This is a genomic window from Arenibacter algicola (assembly GCF_000733925.1).
Taxonomy (GTDB): Bacteria; Bacteroidota; Bacteroidia; order Flavobacteriales; family Flavobacteriaceae; genus Arenibacter; species Arenibacter algicola.
This window is the reverse complement of sequence record NZ_JPOO01000003.1, coordinates 201,445-222,291: the sequence shown is the minus strand read 5'-3', so window position 1 is coordinate 222,291 and position 20,847 is coordinate 201,445. Positions and strand designations below refer to the sequence as shown.

General features: G+C 38.3%; 19 protein-coding genes. 7 read left to right on the top strand and 12 right to left on the bottom strand.

The annotated features are described in order from the left end of the window. Positions 1-22: 22 nt before the first annotated feature. Complete coding sequence (gene fumC / locus U735_RS0111115; protein WP_031443887.1) at positions 23-1,420, top strand: class II fumarate hydratase; 1,398 nt, start codon at positions 23-25, stop codon at positions 1,418-1,420. Between the two features lie 347 nt (positions 1,421-1,767). Here fumC and U735_RS0111110 read toward each other — a convergent pair whose 3' ends face one another. Continuing rightward, complete coding sequence (locus tag U735_RS0111110; protein WP_031443886.1) at positions 1,768-2,655, bottom strand: hypothetical protein; 888 nt, start codon at positions 2,653-2,655, stop codon at positions 1,768-1,770. 172 nt (positions 2,656-2,827) lie between these two features. Here U735_RS0111110 and U735_RS0111105 point away from each other — a divergent pair, with 172 nt between their 5' ends. Continuing rightward, positions 2,828-3,292 (top strand): GNAT family N-acetyltransferase, encoded by a 465-nt coding sequence (locus U735_RS0111105; protein ID WP_031443885.1) that lies wholly within the window; start codon positions 2,828-2,830, stop codon positions 3,290-3,292. A 12-nt stretch (positions 3,293-3,304) separates the two neighbouring features. Continuing rightward, positions 3,305-4,105, top strand: a complete 801-nt coding sequence (locus U735_RS0111100) for an MBL fold metallo-hydrolase (RefSeq protein ID WP_031443884.1) — start codon at positions 3,305-3,307, stop codon at positions 4,103-4,105. A 100-nt stretch (positions 4,106-4,205) separates the two neighbouring features. Here the strand turns inward: U735_RS0111100 and ettA are convergent, their stop codons facing one another. From ettA to U735_RS0111085, 3 genes are all read right to left on the bottom strand, one after another. Beyond that, positions 4,206-5,897 (bottom strand): energy-dependent translational throttle protein EttA, encoded by a 1,692-nt coding sequence (gene ettA, locus U735_RS0111095; RefSeq protein WP_031443883.1) that lies wholly within the window; start codon positions 5,895-5,897, stop codon positions 4,206-4,208. Between the two features lie 135 nt (positions 5,898-6,032). Further along, on the bottom strand, positions 6,033-6,215 hold the full coding sequence (locus tag U735_RS0111090; RefSeq protein ID WP_031443882.1) for a CAL67264 family membrane protein: 183 nt from the start codon (positions 6,213-6,215) through the stop codon (positions 6,033-6,035). A gap of 228 nt (positions 6,216-6,443) precedes the next feature. Further along, complete coding sequence (locus U735_RS0111085; RefSeq protein WP_031443881.1) at positions 6,444-7,427, bottom strand: Gfo/Idh/MocA family protein; 984 nt, start codon at positions 7,425-7,427, stop codon at positions 6,444-6,446. Between the two features lie 73 nt (positions 7,428-7,500). Here U735_RS0111085 and U735_RS0111080 point away from each other — a divergent pair, with 73 nt between their 5' ends. After that, positions 7,501-9,129, top strand: coding sequence for an acyl-CoA carboxylase subunit beta (locus U735_RS0111080; protein WP_031443880.1), 1,629 nt, complete (start codon positions 7,501-7,503; stop codon positions 9,127-9,129). 129 nt (positions 9,130-9,258) lie between these two features. Here U735_RS0111080 and U735_RS0111075 read toward each other — a convergent pair whose 3' ends face one another. The 4 genes from U735_RS0111075 to U735_RS0111060 form a co-directional block, all read right to left on the bottom strand. After that, positions 9,259-11,004: a carboxypeptidase-like regulatory domain-containing protein gene (locus tag U735_RS0111075; protein WP_031443879.1), complete on the bottom strand. Its 1,746-nt coding sequence runs from the start codon at positions 11,002-11,004 to the stop codon at positions 9,259-9,261. A 79-nt stretch (positions 11,005-11,083) separates the two neighbouring features. After that, a complete protein-coding gene (locus tag U735_RS0111070; protein WP_031443878.1) occupies positions 11,084-12,154 on the bottom strand; it encodes an AMP-binding protein in 1,071 nt (356 codons plus the stop codon). Then, positions 12,138-13,097 carry a CPBP family intramembrane glutamic endopeptidase gene (locus U735_RS0111065; RefSeq protein WP_031443877.1) on the bottom strand — a complete coding sequence of 320 codons (960 nt, stop codon included), beginning with the start codon at positions 13,095-13,097 and terminating at the stop codon, positions 12,138-12,140. The genes U735_RS0111070 and U735_RS0111065 overlap by 17 nt, the downstream gene beginning before the upstream one ends. Further along, entirely contained in the window at positions 13,088-14,140 is a 1,053-nt protein-coding gene (locus U735_RS0111060; protein WP_031443876.1) for an o-succinylbenzoate synthase, read from the bottom strand. The genes U735_RS0111065 and U735_RS0111060 overlap by 10 nt, the downstream gene beginning before the upstream one ends. Positions 14,141-14,188: 48 nt before the next feature. Between U735_RS0111060 and U735_RS0111055 the strand changes: the two genes are divergently transcribed. Next, positions 14,189-14,983 carry an SDR family oxidoreductase gene (locus U735_RS0111055; protein WP_031443875.1) on the top strand — a complete coding sequence of 265 codons (795 nt, stop codon included), beginning with the start codon at positions 14,189-14,191 and terminating at the stop codon, positions 14,981-14,983. On the opposite strand, the gene U735_RS0111050 is transcribed toward U735_RS0111055, so the two are convergent. The 3 genes from U735_RS0111050 to U735_RS0111040 form a co-directional block, all read right to left on the bottom strand. Then, complete coding sequence (locus U735_RS0111050; RefSeq protein ID WP_031443874.1) at positions 14,984-15,664, bottom strand: metal-dependent hydrolase; 681 nt, start codon at positions 15,662-15,664, stop codon at positions 14,984-14,986. Between the two features lie 24 nt (positions 15,665-15,688). Next, positions 15,689-17,614, bottom strand: a complete 1,926-nt coding sequence (locus tag U735_RS0111045; protein WP_232233247.1) for a sensor histidine kinase — start codon at positions 17,612-17,614, stop codon at positions 15,689-15,691. Positions 17,615-18,278: 664 nt separating this feature from the next. Beyond that, complete coding sequence (locus U735_RS0111040; RefSeq protein WP_031443872.1) at positions 18,279-19,046, bottom strand: XRE family transcriptional regulator; 768 nt, start codon at positions 19,044-19,046, stop codon at positions 18,279-18,281. A gap of 173 nt (positions 19,047-19,219) precedes the next feature. Here U735_RS0111040 and U735_RS25755 point away from each other — a divergent pair, with 173 nt between their 5' ends. Continuing rightward, positions 19,220-19,399, top strand: a complete 180-nt coding sequence (locus U735_RS25755; RefSeq protein WP_031443871.1) for a hypothetical protein — start codon at positions 19,220-19,222, stop codon at positions 19,397-19,399. 2 nt (positions 19,400-19,401) lie between these two features. Then, positions 19,402-20,121, top strand: coding sequence for a TIGR03915 family putative DNA repair protein (locus U735_RS0111025; protein WP_051892084.1), 720 nt, complete (start codon positions 19,402-19,404; stop codon positions 20,119-20,121). 122 nt (positions 20,122-20,243) lie between these two features. Here U735_RS0111025 and U735_RS0111020 read toward each other — a convergent pair whose 3' ends face one another. Beyond that, complete coding sequence (locus U735_RS0111020; RefSeq protein WP_031443869.1) at positions 20,244-20,771, bottom strand: hypothetical protein; 528 nt, start codon at positions 20,769-20,771, stop codon at positions 20,244-20,246. Between the last annotated feature and the right edge of the window lie 76 nt (positions 20,772-20,847).

The following is a 20,847-nucleotide window of genomic DNA, read 5'->3' as shown; positions in this document are numbered from 1 at the left end:
ATCAATAAACTCAATTTAAATTATGGAATACCGTATAGAAAAGGATACCATGGGCGAGGTTAAAGTGCCGTCCAACAAATATTGGGGAGCTCAAACCGAACGCTCGAGAAATAATTTTAAAATTGGCCCGGTGGCATCAATGCCTTTGGATGTAGTTTATGGATTTGCCTATTTAAAAAAAGCTGCGGCCTACGCCAATTTTGAATTGGGGGTACTTTCCGAAGAAAAAAGAGACCGTATAGCCCAGGTGTGCGATGAAATTTTAGAGGGTAAACACGATGACCAATTTCCATTGGTGATATGGCAAACCGGCTCGGGAACCCAAAGCAATATGAACGTTAACGAGGTTATCGCCAATAGGGCCCATGAATTGGCCGGTAAAAAGATAGGGGAAGGAGAAAAAACAATTCAGCCCAATGATGATGTAAACAAATCCCAGTCTTCCAACGATACTTTTCCTACCGGGATGCACATTGCTGCCTATAAAAAGATTGTTGAAGTTACCATACCAGGAATTACGCAACTAAGGAATACACTGGATAAAAAGGCGAAAGAATTTGCCAAGGTGGTAAAAATAGGGCGAACACATTTAATGGATGCCACTCCCCTAACCTTGGGACAGGAAATTTCTGGTTATGTTTCCCAATTGGATCACGGATTAAAAGCCTTGGACAACACCTTGGATCATTTGAGTGAATTGGCACTTGGCGGTACTGCAGTAGGAACCGGTTTAAATGCTCCCAAGGGTTATGATGTACTGGTCTCACAATATATCGCCAGATTTACCGGACTACCCTTTAAAACTGCTGAAAACAAGTTTGAGGCCCTGGCATCCCATGATGCCATAGTAGAAACCCATGGGGCTTTAAAGCAATTGGCAGTAAGTCTAAATAAAATAGCCAATGATATACGGATGATGGCTTCAGGTCCTAGATCAGGAATCGGTGAAATTATTATTCCGGCCAACGAACCGGGTAGTTCCATAATGCCTGGAAAAGTAAATCCTACACAATGTGAGGCACTGACCATGGTTTGTGCCCAAGTGATGGGGAACGATGTTGCCATTTCCGTAGGTGGAACCCAAGGCCATTACGAACTAAATGTTTTTAAACCCATGATGGCAGCTAACATATTGCAATCTGCCCAATTAATTGGGGATGCCTGTGTTAGTTTCGATGAAAATTGTGCCGTAGGTATAGAACCCAATCACGATGTTATTAAGCAGCTTTTGAACAATTCATTAATGTTGGTTACGGCCCTGAATACTAAAATAGGATATTACAAGGCTGCAGAAATTGCCAATACTGCCCATAAAAATGGTACTACTTTAAAGGAAGAGGCTATTAATTTAGGATATGTATCAGCTGAAGATTATGATGAGTGGGTAAAACCTGAAGATATGGTAGGTACTCTGGATTAGTATCTGACAGTGGATAAGCAAAAAACCTCGACTTGAGCCCGCGAGGAATTATAGGGAATAAAAATTTTCGAGGCAAGCCGCTTGGCATCAAGCCTAGATTTATCCGGCTTTTGCTGCGGGCTTAGTTCAATTAATAAAGGGTATTAAATCCCTAGCCAAGCTCTGCCCCCCACTTTAAGGTCCCGATCCAAGGATCCGGGTAATTTAATAAGAAACCCCGCCGATAAGGCGGGGTTAGTTCGACTAACCCCTTCCAATACGCCTGCGGCTTTTGAAATACGGGTCTCACTAAAAAAAAAAGGCCAATCCTTCAGGATTGGCCTTTTTAGTTAAATGGATAGTGTTCCTTATTTTAATTGAAACTTGGAAGTTCCCAATAATTTTAGATTGTTATCATAAACATTTACCATATAATTCCCTTTTTGGAATTCACTTGCTGGCTTGTTTATGAAATCACATACGTCCAAAGAGCGGTTCTCATAGTAGAATTCAGTTCCTTTGCTGTAAGTAACAGAAGCTCCTGAATCACTTGTTTTAGAGAAACTTTCTCCCAAAACATTTCCTTGTGGATCCAAAACCTCAATAAAGAATTGTCTGTCACCAGCTTGAGCAATTACGTTGTCCGCAACGGTGAAACAAACTTTTAATTTGTCGGTAGCCTTGGCTCTAGAAGTAGATACCAATTTACCACTAGTTCTTTCCTTAACTGCATCTACAGAGAATTTGGATAAATTTAAAGCTGAACCTTTTTCAACTACATCTGCCAATTGAGTATTTTGAACTACTAAAGAATCGTTGAAAACAGTTTGTTTTTCCAATTCAACATAGGTACTGTCCCTTTGCATAGCCAAGAAAGTATTGGATCTGGTTAAAGAATCAACTTTTCTTATCAATTGCTCTCTTTCTTTGGTCAAGATACCAACTTGCTTTCTGTAACGATAAAGACTGGCAATATCGGCTTTCATTGTCTTAACGGAATCAATGTATTTTGCAATGTTATCCCTGGCAGAAACCAATTCTTCATTGGTAGCGTTGCTTTCCAAGATAGCTTTGTCATACTCAGATTTTAAACTGGTCAAGTCCTCAACAACCAATTCTTTTTCTTTTGTAAGTAATGCAGTGTTCTTTTGTTTATCCTGATATAAACTTACTGTGTAAATGATTACCCCAAGTAAAATTACACCTAATAAACCTGCAATAACCTTCAATCCATTATTACTTTTTGTTTCAGTCATAATTGTAATTATTAATTATTTAATTTTTTTTAACCTTAAATTTATTTGTTTGTAACACTCTATATACGATCAGGTTTTGATTTTAGATTTTTTTGGATTAAAAAAATTAACATTTCTTCTAAAGAATACAAAATGCTTACCTTAACTTTATGGGTATATTGATATAATACGGATGGATTTGAGCATTATTCCCTTTGATTCCCAATATGCCAAGAGGTTTAAGGAACTTAATGTAGCTTGGTTGGAGAAGTACTTTTATGTAGAACCAAAGGACACCTATATTTTGGAAAACTGCGAAGCCAACATTATAAATAAAGGAGGATATATTTATTTTGCCCAATACAATGATGAAATAGTAGGATGTTTTGCATTTTTAAAAGTGAGGGACAGGGAGTATGAATTAGGGAAAATGGCTGTAGATCCAAAGTATCAAGGATTAAAAATTGGTCAATCGCTTCTGCGTTTTGCCATTGATTTAGGGAAACAAAATGCATGGAAAAAAATAATTTTGTACTCCAGTACCAAGTTGGAAAATGCCTTATATATTTATAGAAAGTATGGCTTTAAAGAAATTGAAATCGAAAAAAATCTCCCCTATGCCAGGAGTGACATTAAAATGGAATTATTAATAAATTAAAATTCAATAATTATGCGCCATTCAAAACACCTAATTACAGCTGCTTTATTAACAGGTTTATTGGCTATGGGCTGCAAGGAAAAAACCAAGTCCAGCCAGGAGAAAGCAGAAGCTGTTGAACTTAAAACGGAAGATGTTATTTCTAAAATTGAAATTTCGCCAATAGAACACGCCACTGCTGTCTTGGATTGGGATGGAACCATCATTTATGTAGACCCTGTTGGAGGCAAGGATGCTTTTGTAGATGCAAAGGAACCGGACTTGATTTTGATTACCGATATCCATGGCGATCACTTCAGTTTGGAAACCTTACAGGCCTTGAATACCCAAAAGGCCAAAATTGTTGTTCCTCAAGCTGTTGCCGATAAAATTCCTGCAGAATTTACACCCCAGCTGGATATTTTAAATAATGGGGAAGCCAAAGAGCGTTACGGAATTAATATCGAGGCAATTCCCATGTACAATCTTAGGGAGGAGGCCAAGGACTTTCATATAAAGGGAAGAGGAAATGGTTATGTACTGAGTAAAAATAATGAGCGAGTTTATTTTTCAGGGGATACCGAGGATATTCCTGAGATGCGGGCATTACAAAATATAGATAAGGCCTTTATCTGTATGAACCTTCCTTATACTATGACTGTTGAAAGTGCTGCGGATGCCGTGTTGGAATTTAAACCCAAACAGGTTTATCCCTATCATTACAGAGGAAAACCGGAAGTTGGGGATGTGGCCAAATTTAAAGCATTGGTAAACGAAAAGAATCCCAATATCGAGGTGGTACAATTGGATTGGTATCCCAAGGAAGATTATTAAGGTTATTGCAGATACAGGAGGTCCTAATTAATAAAAAAAATACGCTGTTGCCATAAAAAATTATGACAACAGCGTATTGTTATATAAATCAGACATCGAATTAGCGAACCAACTTTTTGTATTTTAGTCGCTTGGGTATCAAATCGCCTCCCAAACGTTTTTTCTTATTTTCTTCGTATTCAGAGAACGATCCTTCAAAGAAATACACTTGGGAATCACCTTCAAAAGATAGGATATGGGTACAAATCCTATCAAGGAACCACCTGTCGTGGGAAATGACCACGGCACATCCCGCAAAATTTTCCAAACCTTCCTCAAGGGCCCTTAGGGTATTAACATCCAAATCGTTGGTGGGCTCATCCAATAGAAGAACGTTGCCCTCTTCTTTAAGGGTCATGGCCAAATGCAGACGGTTACGCTCCCCACCGGAAAGCATATCCACTTTTTTATTCTGCTCACTTCCGGAAAAATTAAATCGACTTAAATAGGCCCTGGAATTTACCTGTCTACCTCCCATCATGATCAATTCCTGCTCATCACTAAAATTCTGCCAAATAGTTTTATTGGGGTCTATATTGGAATGACTCTGGTCTACATAAGCTATTTTTGCTGTTTCCCCTACTATAAACTCCCCTTTATCAGGTTGTTCCTCGCCCATAATCATACGGAAAATAGTAGTTTTACCAGCGCCATTAGGACCAATAATACCCACAATGCCTGCTTGTGGCAATTTAAAATTCAAGTCCTCGTACAGCAATTTATCCCCGTATGCCTTACTTACACCCTCAGCTTCTATTACATTGGTCCCCAATCGAGGTCCGTTAGGGATATAGATCTCCAGTTTTTCATCCAATTGTTTTTGGTCCTGGCTCATCAATTTGTCATAATTCTGTAGACGGGCCTTTTGTTTGGTCTGTCTACCTTTGGCCCCTTGTCTAACCCAATCCAGCTCCCTTTCCAGTATTTTCTGTCTTTTGGAAGCCGTTTTACTTTCTTGGGCCATACGCTTGGATTTTTGGTCCAACCAGCTTGAATAATTGCCTTTCCAAGGAATGCCTTCCCCCCTATCCAATTCCAGGATCCATCCAGCTACATTATCCAAGAAATACCTATCGTGGGTAACCGCAATAACGGTTCCTTTGTATTCCGCCAAATGATGCTCCAACCAGTGGACTGATTCGGCATCCAAATGGTTGGTAGGCTCATCCAACAAGAGAATTTCAGGTTCTTGCAACAATAATCTGCACAGTGCCACACGCCTTCTTTCTCCTCCGGAAAGTATTCCGATTTTCTTATCGGAGTCCGGAGTACGCAAGGCGTCCATGGCAACTTCCAATTTGTTGTCCAATTCCCAGGCATTGGTGGCATCTATCCTATCCTGAAGTTCGGCCTGTTTATCCATGAGTTTTTGCATTTTATCCGCATCCTCATATACCTCTGGAAGCCCGAACATATCATTGATCTTGTTGTATTCATCCAGGATGGCCACAGTATCTGCCACGCCTTCCTTGACTACCTCCAAAACGGTCTTGTTCTCGTCCAATTGAGGTTCCTGTTCCAGATAACCTACCTTATATCCTGGAGAAAAAACTACATCTCCCTGAAAGTTCTTGTCCACACCGGCAATTATCTTGAGCAGTGTAGACTTACCAGAACCGTTAAGACCTAAAATTCCAATCTTAGCTCCGTAAAAGAAACTTAAATAAATATTCTTTAATACTGGGGTATTGGCAGTTTTGTATGTTTTAGTAACCCCAGACATCGAGAAAATGACTTTCTTATCGTCCGACATATTATATAAGTATTATTAATTGTGATTATTTAAATTATAAACAGAAGGCCAATTACTTGCAATCTTAAGGTGTTTATTTTCTTTTTGAAGTCATGATAGCCTTCAATTTTCAAAGCGCTAAAACCTTATAGTAGTTTATACCCTACCTTTTAATGCATTAAATACCCATGCAATGGCAAAGAAACCTATTCCAACCGAGGCAAATCCCCATCCGGCAACATCATCGTATCTAAAAGCACCCAACGCAATAAGCGAAAGACCTACAATTATCATTATAAAGGTTGCCCATGCAAGCACTGTATTCTTATTCATTCCCATTTTTTAACTGGTTTGGTTTTTAGAGCCTCAAATATCGTAAATTTTACAAGAATTTGTCATCTTACAAAAAAACTTTATTCGTGAAACAAGTATTTCAAAAGCCGCAGGCTCATTGAAATACGATAGTTGAACGAATCCCGCCTGCTTAGCGGGGTTTCTAGTTTAATATCACTACCCTTGGATTGTTTCCTAATAGGGGTTCAGGTCTTCCCTTGGAGTTTATACCTTTTATTCCTCAAATGGAAATTCAATCCCATTTTGTTTCCTCACGATATCCATTATGTTTATTAAATCTAAACTATTCTGATGGCTCCAGAGACTACTTTCCAATTTGCCATGGTTGATACAGTCATTAACCTCCTTTATTTCGTAAAAATATCCCCTACCTGTAGTTGGTAAGCTAAACTCTTCTTTTTCGCCATTTTTTTCAACGATATAAGCTTGAGCCTCATGCCATCTTGTGGGTATATAGATAGTGCCTTTTTCCCCGGATATTTCTGCCTTCATTTCGGATCTGCTTGTAAACCCAGAATATAAAATGGCCTGGGCCTTGGGGTATTTAAAGATCATTGAAGTCTGTATTTCTGTGCCATTACCATGAAAGCTGGAGGTTGATAAAATCTGATCCGGTTTGCCAAGAAGTAAATAGGCAAGGAAAATAGGATAGATACCTATATCCAATAAAGAACCTCCAGCAAGTTCAGGATTTAAAACTCTTCCCTTAAAATCCCGATCCATAGCATAAAACGCAAAATCCGCATGTAGATAAGCTAATGGACCAATATCCCCAGTTTCTACCAACTGCTTTACCTTCAGAATGGACGGATTAAACCTGCTCCATAGGGCTTCCATTAAAAAAACCTTGTTTTGTTGGGCTGCCACTATCATTTTTTCGACCTCTACCCTATTTATCCCCATTGGTTTTTCACATAGTACATGCTTGCCATGTTCCATAGCCATTATGGATAGCTCGCAATGGGAAGTGTGCGGTGTAGCAATATAGACCGCATCTATTTCCTTACACTCCAAAAGTTCCTTATAACTCCCAAAGGCATTTGGAATATTATATTCGTTGGCAAACCCATTGGCCTTTTCCAAATTTCTAGAGGCTGCCGCGTATATTTGAGCTTCATTGACCAGAGCAAGGTCCTTGACAAAATTACGGGCTATATTGCCCAATCCGATAATTCCCCATCTTACTTTTTCACCCATTTAGAATATAATTTAGTTAAAGTTAATAAATATAACTCCTTATCTTTATTGCGCAAAAGAAAGGCGTCTCAACATGGATATCAACTTCAACAAAAACGAAGACCACAATAAATTACTATTATCAGCATTAAAACATAAACTGGCCAAGGTAAAACTCGGAGGCGGAAAAAGCAGGTTGGAAAAGCAGCGTGCCCAAGGTAAATTAACTGCCAGGGAGCGTATCGATTATCTTTTGGATAAAGGAAAGGAGGCCATAGAAATCGGGGCTTTTGTTGGTGATGGTATGTACGAGGCCCATGGCGGATGCCCCTCTGGAGGTGTTGTAGTAAAAATTGGTTATGTACAGGGCAAACAATGCATTGTTGTTGCCAATGATGCCACGGTAAAAGCAGGGGCATGGTTTCCTATCACGGCAAAAAAGAACCTAAGGGCCCAAGAAATTTCCATTGAAAATCGCTTGCCCATTATTTACCTAGTGGATAGTGCCGGCGTATACCTTCCAATGCAGGACGAAATATTTCCGGACAAGGAACATTTTGGCAGGATTTTTAGAAACAATGCTGTAATGAGCAGTATGGGAATCACCCAAATTTCAGCTGTTATGGGCAGTTGTGTTGCAGGAGGGGCTTATCTCCCTATTATGAGCGATGAGGCATTGATAGTGGATAAAACAGGTAGTATTTTTTTGGCCGGAAGCTATTTGGTAAAAGCCGCGATTGGGGAAGTTATCGATAATGAAACCTTGGGAGGTGCCACAACTCATTGTGAAATTAGTGGAGTAACGGATTACAAGGCCATGGACGACAAAGACGCTCTGGATACCATTAAGAACATTATGGGTAAAATAGGCGACTATGATAAGGCAGGATACAATAGGGTAACTAGCGCAAAACCCAAGGAAAAGGAAGATGACATTTATGGTATTGTTCCAAAATCAAGATCGGAACAGTACGATATGCTGGAAATTATAAATCGGTTGGTAGATAATTCCGATTTTGAACAATACAAGGAAGGTTACGGAAAAACTATACTTACAGGATATGCCCGTATAGATGGATGGGCAGTGGGTATCGTTGCCAATCAGCGTAAAGTGGTTAAGACCAAGAATGGGGAAATGCAGTTTGGAGGGGTCATCTATTCCGATTCTGCTGATAAGGCCACGCGTTTTATTGCCAACTGTAACCAAAAGAAAATTCCTTTGGTATTTTTACAGGACGTTACCGGATTTATGGTGGGCAGTAAAAGTGAGCACGGGGGGATTATTAAGGACGGTGCAAAAATGGTGAATGCGGTGAGTAATTCCGTGGTACCTAAATTCACCGTGGTTATAGGCAATAGTTATGGTGCGGGAAATTATGCCATGTGCGGAAAAGCCTACGATCCAAGATTGATTGTAGCTTGGCCCAGTGCCGAATTGGCGGTAATGAGCGGTAATTCTGCCGCAAAAGTGTTACTTCAGATAGAAACAGCATCGCTAAAGAAGAAGGGCGAGAAAATAACGGAGGCGCAGGAAAACGAACTTTTTAATAAAATAAAGGAACGATATGATAACCAAATATCTCCCTATTATGCGGCTTCGCGCTTATGGACGGATGCGGTAATAGATCCTTTGGACACCCGGAAATGGATTTCGATGGGGATTGAGGCGGCAAACCATGCCCCTATTGAAAAGCCTTTTAATATGGGGGTGGTACAGGTTTAGGAATTTGATGATGTGGAAATGTACCAATGTGTTTGTTTGGGGATTTGAAAATTGAGCAATTCATTAATGTACCAATGTGTTGATTTGGAAATTTGTAGGAGCCTCTACCGATTAAGGTTTATTCCTTTATTATTCAATAAATAATTTTGATTCCGTATTGATTCTACACAAATAAGAATTTTCTTTAATCCCTGCAAGTTTGAAAAGCTTGGTAGCCTGTCTTTGCTCCAAAGTTCCGTAATCAAAAAATGTGGTTACTTTCAGGTAGGTTGGGTCTTGCGAACCATTTCCGAAGTAAGAAATATTAATCACCCATTCTCCTTTTAGGTTATCGTCCAAAAAGAATTGTTTACTGGAGTATCCTTTTGAAATTTCTGCAGACAATTCGGCTTCTTTGGTTTCAACAGTATATTCCCAACTGTCATAATATTTTTCAGGATCTACAAATTGTAATTTAAATTCGGCTGCATTGCTATTCCATTCAAACAATACCCTGTTCCCAGGAATTGCAGTTCTTTCTTCCAATGTTCCACTTTCCAAAAAAAACTTCCCTGCATTAAGTTTAATAATATTCATACGTTCTGTAGTCATAAGCTCGTCCGTACCATATTTGTCAAATGGAACAGAATCTAGATCGTTAACGGCCAGCTCATAGCGGGAGTAAATATGAATTGCTTTTTGGTAATTCCCTATTTCATCATAGGCATTGGCCAAATCCCTGTGCGATTGGGCATCCCTTGGTTTTAATTTCAGAATCGCCAAGTATTGCTGTAAGGCACTTTCCAATAAACCCAAATTTTCATACCTATAGGCCAAGGCCTTTAGAGCGATGGCATCATGGGCGAACTGGTGAGCCATAGTATCCAGAAGTGCTTGTGATTTTTTGTTGTCTCCCCAGGTGTCCTTAAAGTATTGGGAAATGTCAAGTAAATAATAGGGGGAGTTGCTAAATCTTGTTTTTTGGTTTTCAAATATTTGAATAGCCTCTTCTTCCGAATCGGCCAAAGAATATTCTTTAATGTATTCAGGAATTTCTGGAACATATGACTGTTTTATTGCTAACCGATCATTAATGCTATCCCTTAACCCAGAATTACTATAGATTCTTTTTACCCCTAAATCATCTATACGCGTCTGCTCCTTGGTATTAATAATAATGACTCCGCCAGCACCTCTAGGACCATATCTAGCAAATGCGCCATTTCTGGTTAGTACCGCAACACGATCAATTTCGTGAACTGAAATAAATGTCGGGGCTTGTTCATAAACAAAGCCGTCAACGTCAAAAATAACATGGGTTTTTGTACTTCCATATTGCGTTAAATAAACACGAGGATCCAAGGGATAGGTTACCCTGTCAATTAGCATATTAGGAACCCATGGAAGTAGGGCATCCAGAAAATCAATCCCCGAAGGCATTAAATTTTTACCGTCAATAACCCGCATGGAATATGATGTTCGGTCCTTGTCCATAATTCCCCATGAGGACTTGATTAGGTTGGTATTGGTGGGATAATCTGCCAGAAGTTCTTTTTGACTATTACGTTTTCGTTTTTTTACAACTACTTCATTCAATTCTTCCACATGTTCTGATAGCTGTATGTCCATTACATTGTGCGTGTCATCAACAGCTACTTCAATGGTTTGCATTCCCAAATAGGTAAAAGCCAATATATTTCCAGGATACACTTCGATGCTATATTTTCCTTTAATATCCGTTTTTGTTCCAATCGAAGTGCCTTTTATGACCACATTGGCATTGGGTAAAGCTTGATCCATATAAGTAACCTTACCGCTGATGGTAATCTTAGTTGCCTGAGCGGTCCCTATAATAAAAACAAAGAAAAATGTAATACTGACAAAAATCCGGGCCATTAGATACACTTTAGAATTTGAATGGAATATTCAATTCTTGAATTTAGGTAATTAATTTAAGATGAACCCCTTAACCTCTCTATTTTATAATTCCGAAAGTTTCTTTTCTATTTACCTTCCCACTAGTTGTTTCTACAAACTGGGTTACACTAAAAATTTCTTTGGGAATTTCAAATTTAGTGATTGAGCTATGGGATTTAATATCTATTGACAATTGATTCCCATCTACATTGCCTTCTACCACCAATATGAGTTTTTGTCCCAAATTCGGATCAGGGATGCCCGCCACAAAAAATCTGGATTTAATCAAAGACGACAACTTATTTTCCAATAGTTCTGGAATTATTTTTACTCCCCCAGAATTAATAACATTGTCATACCTGCCCAACCACTTAAACTCAGTAGAAGATATTAGGTTTACCAAATCATTGGTAACTATAACAGTATCGGAAACTTTAGGGGCTTTGATTAAAAGACAATCCCTATGGTCCTTAGAAAGAACTACATCAGGAAGGGACTTAAAATTGAAATCCTCCGAACCTTTGGCAAGCTCCTTCACGGCAATATGGGTAATGGACTCGGTCATACCATAGGTTTCAAAAATACGCGTATTTACCTTTTTCAGATCTGATTTTAATTCAGGTGAAATAGGTGCTCCCCCAATTATTAAAGTGTCTATTTGGTTTAAGTTTAATTTAGAGCCCTGTACCTGTAAAGGCACCATAGCAACAAAGTTATAATGTTTGGAAGTGAATTGCAAAGGATTGGAAGAGGGTTCCGCTAAGTCTATTTCCCAGCCAAGTACCATAGCCCTGATCAACATCATTTTACCGGCTATATGCTCGGAAGACAGACATAGGAGGGCTTTTGTTCCTGGTCCCATATTAAAGAAAGCTCCTGTGGCCAAGGCGGAATTTACCATGTGTTCCTTTTTCAAGGCAATTGTTTTGGGGACACCTGTAGATCCAGAGGTACGTACTTCAAGGGAGTCTGAATCATCCAGCCAATCCATCAGAAAATTTCCAATGGCTTTTTCATACTCCAGCCCCTCCTTGACAAGGCTATAGGACAGCTCTTTTAAAACCCCGAAATCGTAATGGATTTCGTTGAATTTGAATTTAGGGTGGATATTTTTATAGCTTGGATTCACTTTCTTCTATTAATTGTACCGATTCCTGACTTTGTACATCACCAGCAAGTCGTTCTTTCCAATTCGTCCAGCCGTATTTTTTGGAGAATACATACAGGAGAATTGGGTAAATTACCAAAACGGGCAAAAATACATCCCAGCCCAATTCTGGTTCCGATATATCCCTATAGAGGGATTCGGTCTGGAAAGCGGTCCAATCCGCTGTCACCAAAAGGGCGGTCAGTAAATTATTGGCAGCATGAAAACCAATGGCCAATTCCAACCCTTCATCCATTAAGGTCAATATCCCTAAAAAAAATCCAGTGCCGATATAGTAGACCATTATTCCATATCCCAATTTTTCAACCTCAGGATTAAAAAGGTGCAACAATCCAAAAATCATGGAGGTGATTACCAAGGGAACCCATCTTTTGCCAGCCATTAAGCCAATTCCCTGCATCAGATATCCCCGCATAAAATACTCTTCAAAACTTGTTTGGAGAGGGATCAGGAATACGGAAATAAGGCTCAATATGACAAATGGCAGTAGATTAAAATTAAAAACATAGTCCTTTGGGGATAAAATTATATCCAAACCGGTAATCAAAATGGTTATCAAACCCCAAAGCCCAAAAGCAAAGAATATTCTTTTCCAATCTATTTTTTTTCTACTGGTGGTGAGGGATACTATACTTTGCCTATGGACAAATTTTACGGTAAGGAATGTCGCTAAAAGACCAAATACAAAAGATATGAGCATTAGGAACAAAAATAAATTGCTTCCGACCATTTTGGACATCCCAGCAACATCGGAGGGAAAGGTTTCCCCTCCAAGAGACTTAACTATTATTACCCCTAGCAGGGGGATGGACCCCAAAAGTTGCCAGCCAATAAATATGATCAAAACCCCAACTAGATATCGCCAAGATTCATGATTCCCTTTATATCCCTGTTCTATATACATATATTCTCAATTAAATTATTTTCCCAATTCCCAGTTTTTTCATAGGATATTGTGCCATTTTTCACTTTTAGCGGACATTCGAAATTATTGGTATATAAACCTCCGGTACCCAATCCCTGGGGCAAAGGGTTATCCAAGGTATAGGTCCATTGAGCTATGGCATTAAGACCAATATTGCTTTCCAACGCACTTGTAACCCACCATTTAATATTTAATATCTCCGCAATTTTGATCCATTCCATACTTCCTTTAAACCCTCCAACCAAACTGGGTTTTAGTATTATATACTGTGGCCTTGCAGTTTGTAGGAGTTTCTCCTTTTCAGTTACATCTGTAATCCCTATTAATTCTTCATCCAAAGCTATAGGAATGGGGGTCTTTGAGCACAAATCCTTCATTTCATTGATGTTACCTGGCTTAATAGGTTGTTCTATTGAGTGTAGACCGAACAGGGAAAGGTGTTCCAGTTTATGCATGGCCTCGGAAGGAAGGAATGCACCATTGGCATCGACCCTAAGTTCTATTTCATTTTCACTGTATTTATTTCTAATGGATTTTAAAAGTGCTATTTCCTTCTCAAAATCGATGGCTCCAATTTTTAGTTTGATGCACTTGAAACCTTCCTCCAACTTTTGCTGGATCTGTTGATGCATATATTGCTCATCGCCCATCCAGATCAATCCATTGATAGGTATGGCGCTATTGTTTTGTGTAAATTCTGAAGGAAAAAGTAAAAAGGGATCCGAGGAATTTAGGGATAAAAAGGCTTGTTCCACCCCGAACTGAATACTCGGATAACTCATCAAAGCCTCCCACAGTACGTCTTTCCCCAAACCGATATTATCGCAGGTCCATTTTAGCTTTTCCTCATAATCAGGAACATCATCAACACTTAATCCTCTTAGAATACCGCATTCCCCAATTCCAAATTTTTTATCCTGTTCTAAAATTATAAAGAAGGTTTCTTTATGGGTCATTATACCCCTGGAAGTACCGCTGGGACGTTTAAATTCTAAAATGTATTTTTTGTAGGTCGCTTTCATGAAATATAAAATCAAATTTAACTATCTTTTTCTCTAAATATGAAAAAAATGAAAACAAAAGTCGATAAGGTAGTTTGGATAACAGGGGCTTCATCAGGAATAGGTGAAGCTCTGTCCTATGAACTTAATCGCAAAGGTTATAAACTGATTATATCTTCCAGAAAATTAATAGATCTACAACAAGTAAAGGCCCGTTGTCCACATGGCGATAATATCTCCGTGCTCCCATTGGATTTGATGGATAGGGATAAAATGTCTGAAAAAGTAATGGAAGCCATGTCTTTTTATGGATCAATAGACATATTGATAAATAATGCGGGCATAAGCCAACGCTCCTTGATTATGGAAACCGATTTGCAAGTCTATCAAAAATTAATGGATGTAAATTATATGGGTACCATAGCCCTTTCCAAAGCAATACTTCCTTATTTTGTGTCCCAAAAAAAAGGCCATTTTGTTACCGTAACCAGCCTAATGGGAAAATTTGGCTCTCCCTATCGCTCTGGATATTGCGGGGCCAAGCACGCTCTTCACGGTTTTTTTGATGTTTTGCGCATGGAACATGAAGAGGACAATGTAAAGGTAACCATGGTATGTCCTGGCTTTGTAAATACCAATGTAGCCATAAACGCCCTTACCGCAGATGGCACTCCCCAACTTGACAATGATGTGGCCACGAAAAATGGACTATCTCCCCATGTTTTTGCCAAAAAAATGGTCAGGGCCATAGAAAAAGAAAAATTCGAAGTTTACATTGGCAGGAAAGAAGTAATGGGTATCTATATGAAAAGATTTTTCCCCAAACTGCTCCATAGGCTAGTACTGCGAAGTAATGTGAGATAACTACACCGTTAAAGACCCGCCTATTTCCAAAAGAATTAGCTCTTTACCATACTCGGAAAATTTTTGAACGGATTCTTTATGATCAATTACAATATACCCGAATGTATCATAATGATACCCCAATATCTTAGGGCATTCCACAAAATCGGACGCTAATATGGCATCATCGACCCCCATGGTAAAATTGTCTCCAATGGGTAAGACGGCAAGATCCAATTTAAAGGACATAGGAATTAGTTTCATATCCATGGTCAAGGCAGTGTCACCGGCAATATAAATATGCTTTCCTTCAGAAGATAGAATAAATCCCCCCGGCTGGCCTCCATAAGTCCCGTCAGGAAAGGAAGAGGTATGAATGGCATTTACATATTTTAGGGTTCCAAAATCGAACTTCCAGCTCCCACCATGGTTCATGGGGTGAGCCTTTAGGCCCTTGTTTTCATAGTGGGTGGCTACCTCAAAATTGCTTACCACTGTGGCTTTGCTCATTTTTCCAATTTCCTCAACATCCAAGGTATGGTCTTGATGGGCGTGGGTAACCAAGATGTAATCGGGTTTTAGATCTTTAATGTCGATTTTTCCATCGACTTTATCATTTCCTGTAATAAACGGATCTACCAGTAACCTTTTTCCACCAGTTTCAATGAGTAAAGAGGAATGGCCTAAAGAAGTAATTTTCATAAGTTGAACTGTTTTTATTCAAATTTATTTAAAATTGAACCAAAAACGAACTCCTTCCGATGTTTTGTCGATATTTAAAGTAGATTGAAGCTGATTTACCAGTCGATTCATTAACCTGATTCCCATGGAGGAATTAGCCCTGTCATCCGTATCCTCTGGCAGTCCTACCCCATTATCTGTGTACTCAAAATAGCCCTGTCCCCCATTTTTCCTCAAATGGATATAAATTTTTCCATTTTCGTCATCATCAGGGAAGGCATATTTAAAGGAATTGGATACCAGTTCATTCAGAATAAGGCCAAAGGGAATTGCCCTATCAATATCCAATTCAACGCCTTCGGCATCAATGGTAATATTTATATTGTGGCCACCTTTTTTGTAGACCGATTGTACACTATTAATAAGACTTTCTATATATCCCTGCATTTCTATCACGGAGAGATCGTCGTTCTGATATAATTTTTGATGGATAAGTGCCATCGCCTTTACCCTGCTCTTGCCCTCTTCCAATGCTTCTATAGCTGCTTTACTGCGGGTGTTTTTTGTCTGTAGGCTAAGCAGGCTGGAGACCATTTGAAGGTTATTTTTTACCCTGTGGTGAATTTCTTTTAAAAGTGAATCCTTTTCAACCAGTGAAGCCTCTATAATGCGCTTTTGATCGGCTATGAGTCTTTGGTTCTTAATACTTTTCAAATAGGCAAAAACCAGGCCTGCAAATCCCAAAAGCGTAAATATCAACGAAATAAAAACAATGTTTATTCTTTCTTCTTTGGCCTGCAAATCGCTTCGGGATTGTTCCAAATCCTTTTTCTGCTGCTCCATCATTTTTTTGGAGTACTCTATCTCTTGTCCGGCCACTGCAGCCAACTGCTGCTTCTTCATGGAGGATTCATTTCTATTTAAGGAATCCCTTATGCGTACGTTTCTTTTTAAATAGTCGACCGAATTTTTATAATCACCTATACGGTCATAATAGGCTGCCAATAATCTGTTCCTCCTAAGTATATTTTCTATTTTCAGAGGATCTTGCCCATCCAAAAGATATTCCTTGGCCTTCTCGTAGTCTTCTTTCTGCAAATAACAATCCGCCAATTCCAAGGTGTTTTCTACCTTATCAGACGAGAATTTACCCTTGTTGTACTCATTGATCAAGTTAATGGAATTTTCCAAAAATGGAATGGCAATATCATATTCCTTGAGCAGTGCATGGCATTTACCTATGTTTCCTTCTATAATGGCCTTCAACAAATTGCCTTTGCTAATTTCTTGATCGGTTTTCTCCCTACTAATATCATTGAGGTAGACATCAATAAAACCCTTTGCCTTTTTGTAATAGGTTAAGGCAGTGGGAATGGACATATCCAAAAGAAGATAGTTCCCAACATTGCTCTGATATTCTGCCTGGCCAAAATAATCGTCTTCCCTTATGGTTTTCAGCTTGTCCTTGATATAGTCGTCCATTGCCTTTCTATGGAGTCCAAGGTTGGAGTAGATATCATAGAAAATAACCTTATCTGTAATGCCTAAGTTCTTTTTCTCATTTCTTATTTCAAATTGCCGATCGTATAGCCCCAGTTTAGCATAGTTGTTATCAATAAGATCTAAAAGGATTTTTTTGGATTGCATATCCAAATAATCAATCTTCTTGTACAATTGGTTTGCAATGGCCACACTTTTGCTAAAGTCGCCAATATCATAATAAAGTTGGGATTGCATAAGCTCATATTTGGTTATGCTTGTTGAATCCTTTACTTTTTGGGCATTGTTGTGATAAATGTTTACCGCTGCTTGCCAGTCATAGGCCGAATCCTCTAGATAGCGATTGGGGACGCCAAAGAAATAATCAAATCTTTCCTGTACTCCCTTCTTATTTTGGAACTCCTTAAAATAATCGGGTTTGGTAGAAGGGTCTTGGGCAGACGAATACCAAAAACACAATGAACAAATCATTAATGAAACAAACATTTTATTAAAAGACTTCACCATTGTTCAATTGTTGTCTTAATATTCTATATCCTTTTGGTCTTTTTAATAATTTTTAAACCTTTAGCAAATTGGCACTCAATACTAGAAACGCCAAAGCAGGGTTATTGTTGTACCCCGCATATGTCTAATTACCATCATCATAAATTGGCTGATAATCGCTCAAACCAAATTAATGGATTTGTGTGCAAGTTAACCATTATTTTATCCTACAATTTTTGCCGAAAGTAAGATTTAAAATAAAAAAGGCAATACAATTAATTTGCACAGCCTTTTTATATATGTAATGATAAGATTTGGGACTCTTTATCAGCTCAAAAGTATGTTGTAGAAATGTGAATTTTGGAATTTTGTTGTGTAATACCTAGATCTTGTTGTGAAAGCCGGAAATTGAAGATATTCTTGTATTTCATCGATAAAAATATGCATTTCATCGGATAAAAGGCTTATAAGGGAAACCTTACAATTAGAAGATATTAATCCTATTCAAACTAAAAATTTCTGATGGGTTAAAGCTCTACACATTTAAAGAAGGAAGGGAAAATCGGTTTCAATAATTTTATTTGAGAACAAAAAGCTCCTGAATACAATATACCGGATACGGCAATTGCTGCCTATTAATGGTGCTGTTTTAATTATTTACTTTTTTTAATTGATTTTTCAGCTCATCCATAGATTCCTGCAATTGTCTGAGCAATCCCTTTTCGGAGGTGGCATCCACACCGAAGGTTATTTTGCTACTAACTTGCCAAAGCTCTTGTATGTCTTCCGTATTAACGCTGTATGGAGGGTAGTTTTCATTCAACGATATTAGGGAAATTACAGCAGGATTGGGAGATTTTTCAATTTTTTTCACCAAAACGGCGTCCTGTAATACCACAACATAGATCTTATTAGGACTAATATCCTTTAGACCTTCAACGGCTCTGGCCAATACCCATTCCCCTGGCTTTAGATTGGGCAACATACTGTCCCCTTCAATTTGGAAACCTCTATAAGTGGCATTTCTGAATTCTGGCAAGGGAATATCAAAGGCAGGTAGCTGTTTGTACCAACTGGTGTCCTGAATATTTTGAGGATATCCGGCTGCGGCTTTGGCATTTACCAATACCATATTCTCGTTTTCTGATGAATTTACCGTAACCACCTTTGGAATAACACTGATATTTGTAACCGCTAGATACTTTTGGGAACTTTCACCAAATAGCCAAAGAGGATTTATTTTAAATTGTTTGAGCAGTTCCGCCACTACTTTTCCCGATAATTTGGTACGGCCCCTTTCTATGTCCGCCGTAGTATTTGATATTCCGAGCAAGTTGGCAAAATCAGATTGGGTATACCCCAATTCCCGGCGTAGATCGGTAAAACGCTTTGTCACAATTTCCATATCCTCATTCATAGTACAGGTTTTAAATTCATTTAGTTGAATTAGACATACCCATTATTTATTGAAATGACCATATCTAATAATTTCAAATATACGGATTTTGGAATATATCCAAAAAATTTCTTGGACTATTTCCATAATTAGGAAATAATCCATATATTTGGAATAATTACAAATATTAAATTATGACTTTGGACGATTTGCATCAAAAATTAAGTAACGTAGCTTTTTCCGGGATGGAGGATAATTACTTTGTTTCGGTTAACTCTAAGAAAGGGAATGGTTCAACCAAAGGTCATATGGTAAAAACGACTAGAAGGCGTTTAAAAAAGGAATTAAGTGTGCAACTCAGTTTATTCGATTAATTATGGAAAATCCTAAGGTTTTAATTTACGATGGCAGTTTCAATGGTTTTTTAACTACGGTGTTCAAAATTTTTGAAGAGAAAATACCGGTAGTGAACATCCAAAAAAATAAGGATCTTCAAAAAGGACTGTTTTCGGAGGCAATAATGGTATTTACCCAGATGGATAGGGCAAGACGGGTTTGGAACAGTATACAGAACAAAAGCAATTCAGCCATTAAGTCCATATACTTTGCTTTTCTGAGCGAAACCAAAGGCATTGAACTTCTACTCTACCAGTATATCCGTTCCATGTATGCCCATCCCAATGAAAACCCTATTGAAGGAATGTCCGAAATTATTTTAAAAATTCAGCAACATTCCAGAATGGTGGCTCGGGAAAAACATAGAATAGAAGCCATTGCAAACTTTGAAATATCACAAGATCAGGTCTACTTCTCCAATGTGTCCCCTGGGTTTGATGTGTTACCGCTTATTTCCAAATACTTCAGGTCAAAATTTCATGGTCAGGAATTTATGGTATATGATCAAAAAAGAAAGTATGCCATTTATTACAACCTTTATACTGTCGAAATTATTTCCTTGGAATTGTCGGTTTATGATTGCACCGGAGACCTTTCCCATACCAACATAAAACAACTGATAAATAATAAATTGCACTCACATTCACGCTATTCCAGAAAACCCGAGATGGCCGATATGGGTGAAAAGGCGGCAGTATAATTAACATGCGCGTTTATTTTTCACAATGTTTTAAATTAATCCCACTCTTCCTTGTTTTAGGGATATTACTAAGTGCCTTCAATTAATGGTAAAGAATTTACAGTAATGACTTTCAGATTGACTTACTTGGTTTTTTCGCCCACAAAATTATCGCTCTGATTTTTAAATAGCACGTTAAATGTGGTTAGGCTGCCGTAAATTCGGGTTATATACTGTTGTAGGTCAACCTTTTCCTGATCATCCAAATTATTACTACTGTTTATTTTCTGTTCCATTACCCGAATTCTGTCCCTGACCATTACTATTTTGTGAAAAAAGGTATCTATTGGAATTTCTTTTTCGGATAAGTTGGCATCGCCAGGTTTTAAAACCAGGTTTCCGCCTTTCCATTTGTCGGCAATTGGAGTGATGGAACTTGCATCGCTCCAGCGCTTTAATATAGAAATCAATGACTGTTCCACTTCGGAAAAACTAATGGTATCCACTTCGTCCTCCACTGCCTCTATCACTTCAAAATCAGAATCCAAATCTATGGTTTCCAAACCATTGTCCATGAAGGTAACCCAATAATGTTTGGACGTAACATTGGTTACTACCCCTTTTCCGTATTCGCTGTGATTAATCCTGGAACCTATTCCTAAAAGCTGCATTTAAAAATATTTTAAAGTTAAGAACGCTAATTTATAGCTAAGCTTTTAATCTACAAAAAACTAAATAGCACCTACT

What these genes read in the sequence shown, in the direction of transcription:
- fumC (WP_031443887.1), top strand. Translation starts at nt 23, where the DNA reads ATGGAATACCGTATAGAAAAGGATACCATGGGCGAGGTTAAAGTGCCG.
- U735_RS0111110 (WP_031443886.1), bottom strand. Translation starts at nt 2,655, where the DNA reads ATGACTGAAACAAAAAGTAATAATGGATTGAAGGTTATTGCAGGTTTA.
- U735_RS0111105 (WP_031443885.1), top strand. Translation starts at nt 2,828, where the DNA reads ATGGATTTGAGCATTATTCCCTTTGATTCCCAATATGCCAAGAGGTTT.
- U735_RS0111100 (WP_031443884.1), top strand. Translation starts at nt 3,305, where the DNA reads ATGCGCCATTCAAAACACCTAATTACAGCTGCTTTATTAACAGGTTTA.
- ettA (WP_031443883.1), bottom strand. Translation starts at nt 5,897, where the DNA reads ATGTCGGACGATAAGAAAGTCATTTTCTCGATGTCTGGGGTTACTAAA.
- U735_RS0111090 (WP_031443882.1), bottom strand. Translation starts at nt 6,215, where the DNA reads ATGGGAATGAATAAGAATACAGTGCTTGCATGGGCAACCTTTATAATG.
- U735_RS0111085 (WP_031443881.1), bottom strand. Translation starts at nt 7,427, where the DNA reads ATGGGTGAAAAAGTAAGATGGGGAATTATCGGATTGGGCAATATAGCC.
- U735_RS0111080 (WP_031443880.1), top strand. Translation starts at nt 7,501, where the DNA reads ATGGATATCAACTTCAACAAAAACGAAGACCACAATAAATTACTATTA.
- U735_RS0111075 (WP_031443879.1), bottom strand. Translation starts at nt 11,004, where the DNA reads ATGGCCCGGATTTTTGTCAGTATTACATTTTTCTTTGTTTTTATTATA.
- U735_RS0111065 (WP_031443877.1), bottom strand. Translation starts at nt 13,097, where the DNA reads ATGTATATAGAACAGGGATATAAAGGGAATCATGAATCTTGGCGATAT.
- U735_RS0111060 (WP_031443876.1), bottom strand. Translation starts at nt 14,140, where the DNA reads ATGAAAGCGACCTACAAAAAATACATTTTAGAATTTAAACGTCCCAGC.
- U735_RS0111055 (WP_031443875.1), top strand. Translation starts at nt 14,189, where the DNA reads ATGAAAACAAAAGTCGATAAGGTAGTTTGGATAACAGGGGCTTCATCA.
- U735_RS0111050 (WP_031443874.1), bottom strand. Translation starts at nt 15,664, where the DNA reads ATGAAAATTACTTCTTTAGGCCATTCCTCTTTACTCATTGAAACTGGT.
- U735_RS0111045 (WP_232233247.1), bottom strand. Translation starts at nt 17,614, where the DNA reads ATGATTTGTTCATTGTGTTTTTGGTATTCGTCTGCCCAAGACCCTTCT.
- U735_RS0111040 (WP_031443872.1), bottom strand. Translation starts at nt 19,046, where the DNA reads ATGAATGAGGATATGGAAATTGTGACAAAGCGTTTTACCGATCTACGC.
- U735_RS25755 (WP_031443871.1), top strand. Translation starts at nt 19,220, where the DNA reads ATGACTTTGGACGATTTGCATCAAAAATTAAGTAACGTAGCTTTTTCC.
- U735_RS0111025 (WP_051892084.1), top strand. Translation starts at nt 19,402, where the DNA reads ATGGAAAATCCTAAGGTTTTAATTTACGATGGCAGTTTCAATGGTTTT.
- U735_RS0111020 (WP_031443869.1), bottom strand. Translation starts at nt 20,771, where the DNA reads ATGCAGCTTTTAGGAATAGGTTCCAGGATTAATCACAGCGAATACGGA.